Raw genomic sequence first — 12,516 nt, 5'->3', positions numbered from 1 at the left:
ATCGGGACCATTCGGGACGTGCGCACCGGGGGGGTGGGTATGGACGGCGACATGCTGATCGCGGTGCCTGCCGCCGTGCTCGGGGCGGCCGGGTTCGGGCTCGCCACCGCGGCCCAGCAGCGCGCCACGCACGAGGTGGAGACAGCCCCGACGCTGAACCCGCGGCTGTTCACCACCCTGCTGCGCCGACCGATGTGGCTGCTGGGGCTGGTGGCCACCGTCGTGGCGCTGTTGCTGCAGCTCATCGCGCTGGCGTACGGCGCGATCGCGGTCGTCCAGCCGCTGCTCGTCACCGGGGTGGTGTTCGCCGCGGCCTTCTCCTCGCTGATGTCCCGGCGCCGGCCCGACCCGCTGATCCTGCTCGGCGCGCTGCTCTGCGCCGCCGGGATCGCGGCGTTCCTGCTGCTCGCCCGTCCGGTGCCGGCGGACCAGGAGCATGTCGACGTCTGGGGCGGGCTGCCGCTCGCGATCGCACTGGCGGCCGCGGTGGTCGGGTCGATCGTGTACTCGTCGCTGGTGACGCACCCCACCCGGGTGCTGGCGCTCGCCCTGGCCACCGGGATCATGTACGGCGTCACGGCGGGGCTGATGAAGGTGGTCACGGGGCAGCTGCGGGTCGGGCTGCTCGAGCCCTTCCAGCACGTCACGCTCTACGCGGTGTGCGTGATCGGCCCGATCGGCTTCCTGCTGAGCCAGAACACCTTCCAGCAGGGGCGGATGGTGTCGCCGGCGGTCGCCGTGATCACGAGCGTGGACCCGGTGGTCGCGGTGCTCATCGGCGTGTGGTGGCTGGGCGAGCGGCTCGACAGCACGCCGACGCTGCTCGCCGGGCAGTGCGTGGCCGCGGCGGTGGTGATCGCCGGCATCGCCTTCATCAGCCTGCGCGGCAGCCACCTGCTCCACGAGCTCGACGCGGAACAGGCGGCCGCCGGGCGGGCGGGCCCGGACGTGGCGCCGGGCTGAGCCGCACCATGCCACCGTCCGTCGTCCGCGCCAGGCAACCGAACCGTCGGATCCCGCGTCCTCCGGTCGCGTCGTGGAACCGTGACGCGGATCTTCGCCGGTTCTCCGCGCGTCATGGATCCAGACTGCGGGGGGCGCGATGAGGGTGGCGGACCGGCTCGCGCTGGTGACGGGGGCGTCGTCCGGGATCGGGGCCGCGCTGGCCCTGCGCCTCGCGGGCGACGGCGCGCGGCTCGTCCTCACCGGGCGGGACCCCGAGCGGCTGCAGCAGGTCGCCGAACGGACCGGGGCGAAGGCGGTGGTCGCCGACCTCGCCGCGGGCGTCGACACGCTGCTCGACGCCCTGCCCGCCCGGCCCGCACTCGTCGTCCACTGTGCGGGGGTCGGGGCCGCCGGGCCGCTCGAGGAGCTCTCCCCCGCCCGGGTCGACGAGCTCCTCGACCTGAACCTGCGGGCTCCGGTCCAGCTGACCCGTGCCCTGCTGCCCGGCCTGCGCGCCGAGCGCGGGCACCTGGTGTTCGTGGCCTCGATCGCGGCCCTCGGGGTGGCCGGCGAGGCGGTCTACTCGGCCACGAAGGCGGGGCTGCGGGGCTTCGCCGACGCGGTGCGGATCGAGGCGCCCGAGGTCGGCGTGACCACGGTGCTGCCCGGTGCGGTCGACACGCCCTACTTCGGGCGCCGCGGCCGGGCGTACGACCGCCGGTTCCCGCGGCCGATCCGCGCCGACCGGGTGGCCGAGGAGATCGCCCGCGGGATCCGGCGCGGGTCCGTCGAGGTCGTCGTACCGCGCTGGCTCGCCCTGGGCGCAAAGGTGCACGGCGCGGCCCCCGCCCTGTTCGCCCGGGCCTCGCGCCGCTTCGGCTGAAGGCCGTGCACGAACGGCACACTCGCTCGCACCTGGTGAGCGACAGTGCCGTTCGCGCTGGTCAGAGGGTGGCGCGCAGGTGCTCGGCGATGTCGGCGATGCGGCCGAGCACGCCGTTGAGGAAGCGCGGCGAGTCGTCCGTCGACAGGGTCCGGGCGAGCTCGACGGCCTCCGTGATCGCCACCGGGTCGTCGATCTCGTCCACCCACAGCAGCTCGTAGACGCCGATCCGCAGCAGCGTGCGGTCGACGGCCGGCATCCGGGCGACGGTCCAGCCCTCCGCGTGCTCGGCGAGGAGCTGGTCGATCCGTTCCCGGTTCTCCACGACGCCGCGCACCAGGAGCGCGGCGTAGTCCGAGACGGGCGGCGCGTCGTCCGTCTCGCGGCGCTGGGTCAGCACCTCGAGCGGGTCGGCGCCGCGCGCCTCGGACTCGAAGAGGATGTCGAGGGCGCGCTTGCGGGCCTTGGTCCTGGCCCGCACGTCAGCTGCTGACGCGGCCGAGGTACCGGCCGTCGCGGGTGTCGACCTTCACCTTGGTGCCGGTCTCGAGGAACAGCGGGACCTGGATCTCCGCGCCGGTCTCCAGCGTGGCCGGCTTGGTGCCGCCGGTGGAACGGTCGCCCTGCAGGCCCGGGTCGGTGTGCGCGATGACCAGCTCGACCGAGGTGGGCAGCTCGACGAACAGCGGGGCGTCCTCGTGGAAGCTGATCTGCGCGACCTGGTTCTCGAGCAGGTAGTTCGCGGCGTCGCCGACCACGGTCTCCGGGATGGGGAGCTGGTCGTAGGTGTCGCCGTCCATGAAGACGAAGTCCGCGCCGTCGCGGTACAGGTAGGTCATGTCGCGGCGGTCGACCGTCGCGGTCTCGACCTTGGTGCCGGCGTTGAAGGTCTTGTCGACGACCTTCCCGGTCATGACGTTCTTGAGGGTGGTGCGGACGAACGCGCCGCCCTTGCCCGGCTTGACGTGCTGGAACGCCTGGACCGACCACAGCTGGCCCTCCAGGTTGAGCACCAAGCCGTTCTTCAGGTCGTTCGTGGTGGCCACGTGCGGGTCTCTCCTGGTTCGTCGGTGGTGCGGTGTCGTGCTCGAGGGGCGCGCGTGCCGACCGTGACGACGGAAGACGAACCGGTACGGCCGCACGCGGCGGATGTCGCTCTCGACGGCGGCGCCCGGACTTCTCGGAGGTCGGGCCCCGCCGAACCGCCGTCGAGGATACCGCCGCGCGCCCGCGCACGAGCGCGGCCCCGGGGTCCACGATCGAGGGCGAGCGCCTCAGACGATCTCGACGAGGTCCCTGGTGAAGCCGGTGAGGCTCTGGGCCGGTCCGGAACCCGGCACCACCAGCGTGTCCTCGATGCGGACGCCGCCGCGGCGGGCCAGGTAGACGCCCGGCTCGACGGTGATCACCATGCCGGGCTCCAGCACGTCCTTCGACGCGGCGGACAGGGCCGGGGCCTCGTGGATCTGCAGCCCCACACCGTGTCCCAGCCCGTGCAGGAACTCCGGGCCGCGCCCGGCCGCGGTGATCGGTTCGCGGGAGGCGGCGTCGACCTCCGCGGCGGGCACCCCGGCCTCGACCGCCGCGCACCCCGCGACCTGCGCCCCGAGCACCAGGTCGTACAGCTCGCGCTGCCAGTCCGCCGCGCGACCGAGCACCAGTGTGCGGGTCATGTCCGAGTGGTAGCCGCCGACGAGGGCGCCGAAGTCGAGCTTGAGCAGGTCCCCCGGGCGGAGCGCGGCGTCGGTCGGGCTGTGGTGCGGGATCGCGGAGTTCGGTCCCGCCGCGACGATCGAGTCGAACGACGGCCCGTCCGCCCCGAGCGCGCGCATCCGGAACTCCAGGTCCAGGGCGATCTCCCGCTCTGTCCGTCCGGCGCGCACGCCACCGGCGTCGATCAGGTCCGTCAGCGCGGTGTCGGCGAGGGTGCAGGCCCGCCGGAGGGCCTCGACCTCGACGTCGTCCTTGATCACCCGGAGCTGCGCGACCAGCCCGGGCGCCCGCACGAGGGTCACGCCCTCGGCGGCCGCGGCGAGGGCGGCGTGGACGTCGACGGTCACCGCGTCCGACTCGAAGCCCAGCCGCCGGATCCCGAGCGCCGGCGCCCGCGAGGCCAGGGCCAGCGCCGTCGACCGCTCGATCAGCGGCGGCAGGTCCGGCACCTCGGCCGCGGCCTGGGTCGTGTAGCGGCCGTCCGTGCCGAACCGGCTGCCCTCGTCCCCGTCGTCGGTCGCGGCGAGCAGCAGCGCGCCGTTCGAGCCGGTGAACCCGGTGAGGTACCGGACGTTCACGAGATCGGTGACCAGCAGCCCGTCGAGCCCCGCCTCGCGCACCCGGGCGCGCAGCGCCTCCCGGCGGGCGGCCTGCGGCCGGGCGAGGGAACGAGTGCTGGTCGAGGGGCCACCGGTCATACGGTTCAGCCTAGGCTTGGGCGCATGAGTGGGTCGGGGCTGTACTTCAGGCAGCTGCTGTCCGGACAGGACTTCGCGGTCGGGGACCGGGTCGCCACGCAGATGGTCAACTTCGCCTATCTCATCGGCGACGAGGAGACCCGGGAGGCCGTCGTCGTGGACCCGGCGTACGCCCCGGACGACCTGCTCGACGTGCTCGAGGCGGACGGCATGCGGCTGACCGGGGTGCTGGCCACGCACCACCACCCCGACCACGTCGGCGGCACGATGATGGGCTTCGACCTCGAGGGGCTCACCGGGCTGCTCGACCGCGCGCCCGTCCCGGTGCACGTGCAGAAGGCCGAGGCCGAGTGGGTCGCCAAGGTCACCGGGCTCTCCGCCACCGACCTGACCCCGCACGAGAACGACGACGTGGTGCACGTCGGCGACATCCCCATCCGGCTGCTGCACACGCCCGGCCACACGCCCGGCAGCCAGTGCTTCCTGGTCGACGGGCGGCTCGTCGCCGGCGACACCCTGTTCCTGCAGGGCTGCGGCCGGACGGACTTCCCGGGCGGCGACGTCGAGGCGATGTACCACAGCATCCAGCGGCTCGGGTCGCTCGCGGGCAACCCGGTGGTGTACCCGGGGCACCGCTACTCCGAGCAGCCGCACTCCCCGCTGCTCGACGTCCGCCGCTCGAACGTGGTGTTCCGGCCGCGGTCGGCGGAGGAGTTCGTGCTGGCGTTCGGCTGAGTCCGGGTCCTCGGTCGCCGGCCCTGTCCTCGGACCGGTCGCAGGTCCTGCGCTACCGGCCGGCGAGGTGGCGCAGGGCGAGCACGTAGCCCTGCACGCCCAGGCCCACGATGGTGCCGGTGGCGACCGGGCTGACGTAGCTGTGGTGCCGGAACTCCTCGCGCTGGTGCACGTTGCTGAGGTGCACCTCGATCAGTCCGCCGGTGAGCATCGCGCAGGCGTCGCGCACCGCCACGCTGGTGTGCGTCCACGCGGCGGGGTTGAGCACGACCGGGGTACCGGCGTCGGCGGCCTCGTGCAGCCAGCCGATCAGCTCGCCCTCGGTGTTGGTCTGCCGGACCTCGACCTCCAGGCCCAGCTCGGTGCCGGTCTTCTCGCAGAGCGCGACGAGGTCGGCGTAGGTCGTGTGGCCGTAAATGCCCGGCTCGCGCAGGCCGAGCCGGTTGAGGTTCGGGCCGTTGAGGACCAGGACCCGGGTGCTCTCGACGGGGGTGCTCACGCGCTCACCGTCGCATACGCCCGCTCCAGCAGCTCCGGGGGCGGGCCCTCGAGCCGGCCCGGCTTCGCGAGCCCGTCGAGCACCACGAACCGCAGCATCCCGGCCCGGGACTTCTTGTCGCCCTTCATCGTCTCGACCAGCTCGGGCAGCACGCCCGGCGTGTAGCGGGTCGGCAGGCCGATCGACTCGAGGACCCGGCGGTGCCGCTCGGTGGTGGCGTCGTCGAGGCGCCCGGCGGCGCGGGCGAGCTCGGCGGCGAAGACGAGCCCGACGCTCACCGCCGCACCGTGCCGCCAGGTGTAGTCCTCGCGGCGCTCGATGGCGTGGCCGAGGGTGTGCCCGTAGTTGAGGATCTCGCGCAGGTGGGACTCGCGCAGGTCGGCGCCGACGACGTCGGCCTTCACCTGGACGGACCGGCGGACCAGCTCCGGCAGGACCTTCCCGGCGGGATCCAGCGCGGCCTTCGGGTCCCGCTCGACGAGGTCGAGGATCACCGGGTCCGCGATGAAGCCGGCCTTGATCACCTCGGCCATGCCCGCGACGAGCTCCGGCTCGGGCAGGGTCTCCAGCGTCGCCAGGTCCACGAGCACCGCCGAGGGCTCGTAGAAGGCCCCGACCAGGTTCTTCCCGGCCGCGGTGTTGATGCCGGTCTTCCCGCCGACGGCCGCGTCGACCATCGCCAGCAGGGTCGTCGGCACGTGCACGACCTTCACCCCGCGCATCCAGGTCGCCGCGACGAACCCGGCGAGGTCGGTGGCCGCTCCCCCGCCGAACCCGATCACGACGTCCTGCCGGGTCAGCCCGATCTGCCCGCAGACCTCCCAGCAGAAGCCGGCGACGGCGAGCGACTTGCCCTCCTCCGCGTCCGGCACCTCCACGCGGTGCGCGTCGACGCCGGCCTCCTCCAGCTCCTGCCGGACCGCCTCGGCCGCCTCGGCCAGTGCGGGCTGGTGCACCAGCAGCGCCGTCCGCGACCCCAGCTCGCGCACGACGCCGGGCAGCCCGGCCCGCACCCCGCGCCCGATGATCACGTCGTAGGGCCGCTCGGCCGCCACGCGGATCGAGGTGGGCGCGTCGGCCGGTGTCCCGGCGGGCGCGGTCGAGGTGGGGCTCGGGTCGGAGGGGCCGGGCTGGGTCATGGGTCGACCCTAACGGCCCCGGTCGGACCCGCCGCAGGCCCTCGACGGCGGCGCCCCGGACGCCCCCCACCGCCTCGGTCGTCGGCGCACCACCGGCGCGTGTGGCGGGCGTCGACGGTCCGTTCGGGCCGGGTTCGCAGGCCGAGGGGCTCGGCCAGGTGCTCGGGTACCGAGGGTTGCGCGCGGTCTGCGGCCCGCGTCGTGCCGCCGGCTCAGGAGCCGGGGCGGCCGAAGACGGGGTCCGGGAGCGGGGCCTCGTCGGAAGGCGTGATCGCGTCGTCGGGGTCGCCGGGACGGGGGTCCGGGGCCGGGGAGGCGTCGGCGTCGAGACCCAGGGCCGCCAGCACCGCGGCGGCGACCTGGTTCGCGCTGCGCTTGACGGTGTCGATCTTCACGGTGGCGACCGCCTCGTACAGCGGCGCCCGGGCCTCGAGCAGCGCGCGGAAGGTGGCCCGCGGGTTCACCCCGGCCAGCAACGGCCGCGCCGTGGACATGCCGGTGCGACGGATGCCGTCGGCCAGCCCGACCTCGAGGTAGACCACGCGGTGCCCGACCAGCCGCGCCCGCGTCGACTCGGCCAGCACCGATCCGCCGCCGAGCGCGAGCACGCCGCAGTCCGTGGCCAGCAGCTCGGCGACGACCTCGCGCTCCACCGCGCGGAAGGCCTCCTCGCCCTGCGAGGTGAACATCTCCGCGATGGTGGTGCCGACCCGCGCCTCGATCTCGGTGTCGACGTCCGTGAACGGCACGGCCAGCCGGCGCCCGAGCACCCGCCCGACGGTGCTCTTGCCCGCCCCGGGGGGCCCCACCAGCACCAGCACCGGCCGCGTCGCGTCGCTCACGGGCGCGATGGTATCCGCCGTTCGCCCGGCGTTCACCGACCGCCCGGCGGCGCGGGCAGGTGCCGGCCCGGCCCGCGGAGGAGCCGGCCGGGGAGGACGGTCAGTGCGGGAAGCGGCGGGCGACGTCCTCCCGGTAGGCCGCCGCGTTGCGCCGGGTCTCGGCCAGCGAGTCTCCGCCGAACTTCTCCAGCGCCGCCTCCGCCAGCACCAGCGCCACCATCGACTCGGCGACCACCCCCGCGCGCGGGACCGCGCAGGCGTCGGACCGCTGGTGGATGGCGGTGGCCTCCTCGCCGGTCGTGGTGTCGATCGTGCGCAGCGCGCGCGGCACCGTGGAGATCGGCTTCATGGCCACCCGCACGCGGACGGGCTCGCCGTTGGTCATGCCGCCCTCGATGCCGCCGGCCCGGTTGGACAGTCGCTTCACCGGGTCGCCCGGGATCATCTCGTCGTGCGCCGCCGAGCCCCGGCGGTGCGCGGTGCGGAAACCGTCGCCGATCTCCACCCCCTTCATCGCCTGGATGCCCATGAGGGCCCCGGCGAGCTTGGCGTCGAGCCGACGGTCCGACTGCACGTACGAGCCCACCCCGACCGGCATGCCGTAGGCGATCACCTCGATGACCCCGCCGAGGGTGTCCCCGTCCTCGTGCGCCGCGTCGATCTCGGCCATCATCCGCTCGGCGGTGGCCTCGGAGAAGGCGCGCACCGGGCTGGCGTCGACGCGGTCGAGGTCGCCGGGTCCCGGGACCGGGTCGTCCTCGGGGGCGTCGACCGACCCGATGGCCACGACGTGCGACACGACGTCGACCCCGAGGGCCTGCTTGAGGAAGGCCTTGGCCACGGTGCCGAGCACGACCTTCGCCGCGGTCTCGCGGGCGCTGGCGCGCTCGAGGACCGGGCGGGCCTCGTCGAAGCCGTACTTGGTCATGCCCGCGAGGTCCGCGTGACCGGGGCGCGGCCGGGTGAGCGGCGCGTTGCGGGCCCGGTTCGCGATCAAGTCCGGGTCGACGGGATCGGCGGCCATGACCGTCTCCCACTTGGGCCACTCGGTGTTGCCGATCCGCACGGCCACCGGGCCGCCCTGGGTCACCCCGTGCCGGAGGCCGCCGATCACCTCGAGCTCGTCCGCCTCGAACGCCATCCGCGGGCTGCGCCCGTGGCCCAGCTTGCGGCGGCCGAGCTCGGCCTGCAGCTCCTTGGTCGTGATCTCGACACCGGCGACCATGCCCTCCAGCACGGCGACCAGCGCGGGACCGTGCGACTCCCCGGCGGTGATCCAACGCAGCACGGTCCGATTCTCTCACCCCCCGCCCACCGGCCCGACGGCACCGCTCGCGCCGCTCAGCAGGGCCGCCGCGAACACCACCAGCCACGCGCAGCCGAGCATGGGTGGGCCGAGCGGCAGCTCCGCCGCCGACCCCGCCGGGCCCCTCCGCCACCGCGCTGCTCCCGCCGGCGCGCGGGACCGTGTCGCGGCCGGACCGGACGGCGCGGGCCGCCCGGCGAGCACGCCCTCCGCACGCTCGCGCCGGTCCCGGACCGCGCGGGCCACGACGGCCCCGGCCAGGACCCCGCTCACGACCGCCGTCGCCGCGCAGCCGAGGAGCAGGGCGGGCCAGGAGGCGGCCGCGAGCAGGGCGCCCACCGGTGCCGCGAGCTTGACGTCGCCGAGCCCGAGCGCGCCCGGCGCGACCGCGTGGACCAGCAGGTACGCCCCCGCGAGCACCGCGGCGCCCGCGGCCGCCCGCCCGACCGGGGCGAGTCCGAGCGGCGCGGCGAGCAGCAGCGCAGCGGGCAGCGCGGGCAGGGTGAGGGCGTCGGGCAGGCGGTGGTGCCGCAGGTCCACGACGCTCGCCACCACCGCCAGCCACGCGGCGCCGAGGAGCAGCGGCGCCCACGACCACGGCAGCACCCCGGCCCCCGCCGAGCCCACCACCGCGGCCCACGGAACCCCGAGCGTCACCTCCAGCCAGGGCGGCGAGACCCCCGTGCCGCGGCGCAGCCGGCCCAGCAGCACCCGGCCGGCGGCCCCGGCGAGCATCCCGAGCCCGAACCCGAGGACCGCCCAGCCCACCTCGGGTCCGCCGGGCAGGAGGCCGCCCGGCACGACCCCGCCCGACGCGATCACCGCCGGCGCCGCCCTCACCACGGTCGACAGGACCTCCGTCACCACTCCGCTCGTCATGCCGCCGATGCTCGCCCGGCCCACCGACCCGCGCGGACGCCGGCGGGAAGTTGTGCACAGGCCCGCCGCACCGTGGATCGATCGCCATCCCCACCGCGCGAGCACCGGGCGATGTCGGGCCGACGTGGTAGTGCGCCTCACCGCGCGTTCGGCGGCGTCCGAGCCCTCCGGTGCGGAAGGATCGTGGGGTGCCCGACCGCGCCCGCCCCGAGCAGCCCCTCGCGCCCGCCGTGGTGCGTGCGGAGATCGACCACGGCCGGGCCGAGCTCGTCGGTGACCCCGACCGTCCCCTGGCCTGGACGCTGCTGGTCAACGGCACCGCGCAGTCCCACGTCGACCTCGCCGATCCCGAGCACCTGGAGTTCGAGTACGTCCGGCGGATGGGCCACGTGGTCGACACGATCGCGCCGCCGACGCAGCCGCTGCGCGCCGTCCACCTCGGTGGCGGGGCGTGGACCCTCCCGCGCTATGTCGCCGCCACCCGTCCCTTCTCGTCGCAGCTCGTCGTGGAGCTCGACGCGGCCCTGATCGACCTGGTCGCCGCCCGGCTGCCGGCCGACGGGACCGGCATCGAGGTGGTCAGCGGCGACGCCCGCGCCCTGCTGGCCACCCGCCCGGACGCCTCCGCGGACCTGCTGGTCCTCGACGTCTTCGCCGGCGCCCGCACCCCCGCGCACCTGACCTCGGCCGAGTTCCTCGCCGACGTGCGGCGGGTGCTCGCACCCGGCGGCGTCTACGTCGCGAACGTGGCCGACGGCGGCGCGCTGGAGTTCGCCCGCGGCCAGATCGCCACGGCCGCGGCCCGGTTCCCCGAGCTCGCGGTGATCGCCGCGCCGGACCTGCTCGCCGGCCGCCGGTTCGGCAATCTCGTCCTGGTCGCCTCCGACCGGCCGCTGCCGGTCGCCGATCTCGCCCAGCGCACCGCCGCGGACCCGTTCCGGGCGCGCGTCCTGGCCGGGCCGGCGGTCGCGGAGCTGGCCGGGCGCGCCGCCGTGCGGCACGACCGGACCACCACACCCTCGCCGGTCCCGCCACCGGGCTTCTTCGGCCAGTGAGTCGGCCGGGCGACGCGCCCGGCCCGCCGAGCCGCGGCCCGCCCTCCTAGAAGGCCCCGTTCCGGATCGCCTCGCCGACGTTGGCCTGGTGCTCGGCCAGCGACGTCGCGAAGCACGACGTGCCGTCCTTCTGACAGCGGACGAAGAAGGTCCACGGCCCCGCCTCCGGGGCGAGCGCGGCGGCGATCGCGTCCTTGCCCGGCGCCGCGATCGGCGTCGGGGGCAGCCCGGTGTTCTGGTACGAGTTGTACGGCCCCTTCGTGCCCCGGGCCTCGGCGGTGGTCCGCAACGCCTGCAGGTCCAACGGGTAGTTGACCGTGGAGTCCAGCTCGAGCCGCTGGTCGATGTCGAGCCGGTTCGTGATCACCCGGGCGACCTTGCCCATGTCCGGGGTGATCGCCTCCTTCTCGGCCAGCGAGGCGAGCACCAGGAGCTGGTACGTGGCCAGGCCGTCGTGGCCCGCGTCGGCGGTGAGGCCGCTGGCCTCGAGCTGCGCGACCGACACCGCGAACAGGGACTTCCAGACGTCCGTGGCGGAGGTGCCCGGGGCGACGTCGTACAGGCCCGGCACGATCAGGCCCTCGAACCTCCGGTTCGGCTCGGCCCGGGCCACGTCCTCGACGGCCCACGGCGGCACGCCGAGGGAGGCCGGGTCCGCGGTCGCCATGACCTGCCGCAGCTCCTCCGGGCTCACGCAGCGCCGCTGGCCGTCGATCCGCGCGCAGCTGGCCTGGGAGATCAGGCTGATGACGCCGGGCGCGACGGTCCCGTCCGGCGAGCGCGTGTCGTCGAGCTGGGTGCCGCCACGGATCTCCAGCCGCCCGACGCGCGAGGACGGGTCGATCATCGCGGCCACGGCCGCCTCGCCCGACATCTGCAGCCGCATCTGGTAGTAGCCGGGCTGGATGCCGAGGACCTTCTTCTCCTCGGCGGCGGCCTCGGTGAACGCCTCCGGGCTGGCGACGACGCCGCGGCGGGCCAGCATCGTGCCGATCTGCCGGGTGGAGTCCCCGTCGAGGACCCGGACGACGGCGTCGCCCTGGCCCTCGCCGTCGAAGTCGTCCGTGAAGAAGGCCGAGCCCACGAGGTAGGCGCCGCCGCCGAACACCGCACCGAGCAGGACCAGCGCGGCGAGCAGCACGAACAACCCGCGCCGGCGGCGCCTGCGGGCGATCTCGCGCAGCTCCGCCCGCCGCGCCGCGAGCTCCTCGCGACGGGTCAGGAAGGGACCGGTGGGCGGGTTCACGCCGCGCGGCCCGCCCGGCGGCGGTTGCCTCTGCGGCGATACGTCCCGTTCACAGCTCCGGAGGGTAACGGGTCGCCGGACGGGGCCGGCACGGGAGCACACCGGACCGGCCGCGGCGGCCCTTCGGCCTCACCGCCGGGTGTCGAGGTACCCCTGCAGGATCGCGACCGCGGCGGCCTGGTCGATCACGGCGCGCTGCTTGCGTCCCTTCACCCGGCCCCGCAGCTGCTGGGTCGCGACGACGGTGGTGAGCCGCTCGTCGTGCAGCACGACCGGGACCGTCAGCAGGGCCTCCAGCTCGACCTTGAACGCCTGCGCGGCCTCGGCCGCGGGCCCCTCGCGGCCGGCGAGGGTGCGCGGCAGCCCGAGCACCACCTCGACGGCCAGGTGTTCCTCGACCAGCTCGGCGATCCGGCGGGCCGCCCCCTGCCGGGGCACGGTCTCCAACGGCGTCGCGACCAGGCCGTCGGGGTCGCACAGGGCGACCCCGACGCGCACCGAGCCCACGTCGACGCCGAGCCGGCGCCCGCGCGGGTCGATCACCGTGCGACCGCGCCCGAGACCGACACCGACACC

The 12,516-nt window shown here is 75.3% G+C and carries 14 protein-coding genes; 4 read left to right on the top strand and 10 right to left on the bottom strand.

Annotated features, from left to right (window positions below):
- Nucleotides 1-18: 18 nt before the first annotated feature.
- On the top strand, nucleotides 19-963 hold the full coding sequence (locus ACFQH9_RS17075; RefSeq protein WP_379567122.1) for a DMT family transporter: 945 nt from the start codon (nucleotides 19-21) through the stop codon (nucleotides 961-963).
- Nucleotides 964-1,102: 139 nt separating this feature from the next.
- Entirely contained in the window at nucleotides 1,103-1,828 is a 726-nt protein-coding gene (locus tag ACFQH9_RS17070) for an SDR family NAD(P)-dependent oxidoreductase (protein WP_379567121.1), read from the top strand.
- Between the two features lie 61 nt (nucleotides 1,829-1,889).
- Here ACFQH9_RS17070 and nusB read toward each other — a convergent pair whose 3' ends face one another.
- The 3 genes from nusB to ACFQH9_RS17055 form a co-directional block, all read right to left on the bottom strand.
- Nucleotides 1,890-2,309 (bottom strand): transcription antitermination factor NusB, encoded by a 420-nt coding sequence (nusB, locus tag ACFQH9_RS17065; RefSeq protein ID WP_037044388.1) that lies wholly within the window; start codon nucleotides 2,307-2,309, stop codon nucleotides 1,890-1,892.
- Nucleotide 2,310: 1 nt separating this feature from the next.
- Nucleotides 2,311-2,874 (bottom strand): elongation factor P, encoded by a 564-nt coding sequence (gene efp / locus ACFQH9_RS17060; protein WP_379567120.1) that lies wholly within the window; start codon nucleotides 2,872-2,874, stop codon nucleotides 2,311-2,313.
- A 228-nt stretch (nucleotides 2,875-3,102) separates the two neighbouring features.
- Entirely contained in the window at nucleotides 3,103-4,239 is a 1,137-nt protein-coding gene (locus tag ACFQH9_RS17055) for a M24 family metallopeptidase (RefSeq protein ID WP_379567119.1), read from the bottom strand.
- 24 nt (nucleotides 4,240-4,263) lie between these two features.
- Between ACFQH9_RS17055 and ACFQH9_RS17050 the strand changes: the two genes are divergently transcribed.
- Entirely contained in the window at nucleotides 4,264-4,974 is a 711-nt protein-coding gene (locus ACFQH9_RS17050) for an MBL fold metallo-hydrolase (RefSeq protein ID WP_379567118.1), read from the top strand.
- A gap of 52 nt (nucleotides 4,975-5,026) precedes the next feature.
- Here ACFQH9_RS17050 and aroQ read toward each other — a convergent pair whose 3' ends face one another.
- From aroQ to ACFQH9_RS17025, 5 genes are all read right to left on the bottom strand, one after another.
- Nucleotides 5,027-5,473, bottom strand: a complete 447-nt coding sequence (gene aroQ / locus ACFQH9_RS17045) for a type II 3-dehydroquinate dehydratase (protein WP_379567117.1) — start codon at nucleotides 5,471-5,473, stop codon at nucleotides 5,027-5,029.
- On the bottom strand, nucleotides 5,470-6,612 hold the full coding sequence (aroB, locus tag ACFQH9_RS17040) for a 3-dehydroquinate synthase (protein ID WP_379567116.1): 1,143 nt from the start codon (nucleotides 6,610-6,612) through the stop codon (nucleotides 5,470-5,472). The genes aroQ and aroB overlap by 4 nt, the downstream gene beginning before the upstream one ends.
- 212 nt (nucleotides 6,613-6,824) lie before the next feature.
- Nucleotides 6,825-7,454, bottom strand: a complete 630-nt coding sequence (locus ACFQH9_RS17035; protein WP_379567115.1) for a shikimate kinase — start codon at nucleotides 7,452-7,454, stop codon at nucleotides 6,825-6,827.
- A gap of 100 nt (nucleotides 7,455-7,554) precedes the next feature.
- On the bottom strand, nucleotides 7,555-8,742 hold the full coding sequence (gene aroC / locus ACFQH9_RS17030; RefSeq protein ID WP_379567114.1) for a chorismate synthase: 1,188 nt from the start codon (nucleotides 8,740-8,742) through the stop codon (nucleotides 7,555-7,557).
- Between the two features lie 12 nt (nucleotides 8,743-8,754).
- On the bottom strand, nucleotides 8,755-9,639 hold the full coding sequence (locus tag ACFQH9_RS17025) for a prepilin peptidase (protein WP_379567113.1): 885 nt from the start codon (nucleotides 9,637-9,639) through the stop codon (nucleotides 8,755-8,757).
- A gap of 188 nt (nucleotides 9,640-9,827) precedes the next feature.
- On the opposite strand from ACFQH9_RS17025, the gene ACFQH9_RS17020 reads away from it, so the two are divergent.
- Nucleotides 9,828-10,694: a spermidine synthase gene (locus ACFQH9_RS17020; RefSeq protein WP_379567112.1), complete on the top strand. Its 867-nt coding sequence runs from the start codon at nucleotides 9,828-9,830 to the stop codon at nucleotides 10,692-10,694.
- Nucleotides 10,695-10,740: 46 nt separating this feature from the next.
- Here ACFQH9_RS17020 and ACFQH9_RS17015 read toward each other — a convergent pair whose 3' ends face one another.
- Both ACFQH9_RS17015 and ruvX read right to left on the bottom strand, forming a co-directional pair.
- Nucleotides 10,741-11,940: an endolytic transglycosylase MltG gene (locus ACFQH9_RS17015; RefSeq protein ID WP_379567111.1), complete on the bottom strand. Its 1,200-nt coding sequence runs from the start codon at nucleotides 11,938-11,940 to the stop codon at nucleotides 10,741-10,743.
- Between the two features lie 129 nt (nucleotides 11,941-12,069).
- Nucleotides 12,070-12,483: a Holliday junction resolvase RuvX gene (gene ruvX / locus ACFQH9_RS17010; RefSeq protein WP_379567110.1), complete on the bottom strand. Its 414-nt coding sequence runs from the start codon at nucleotides 12,481-12,483 to the stop codon at nucleotides 12,070-12,072.
- Nucleotides 12,484-12,516: the final 33 nt, after the last annotated feature.

Origin of the sequence: Pseudonocardia lutea (assembly GCF_042658055.1) — a bacterium.
GTDB lineage: Bacteria > Actinomycetota > Actinomycetes > Mycobacteriales > Pseudonocardiaceae > Pseudonocardia > Pseudonocardia lutea.
This window is presented reverse-complemented; position numbering and strand designations above follow the sequence as displayed.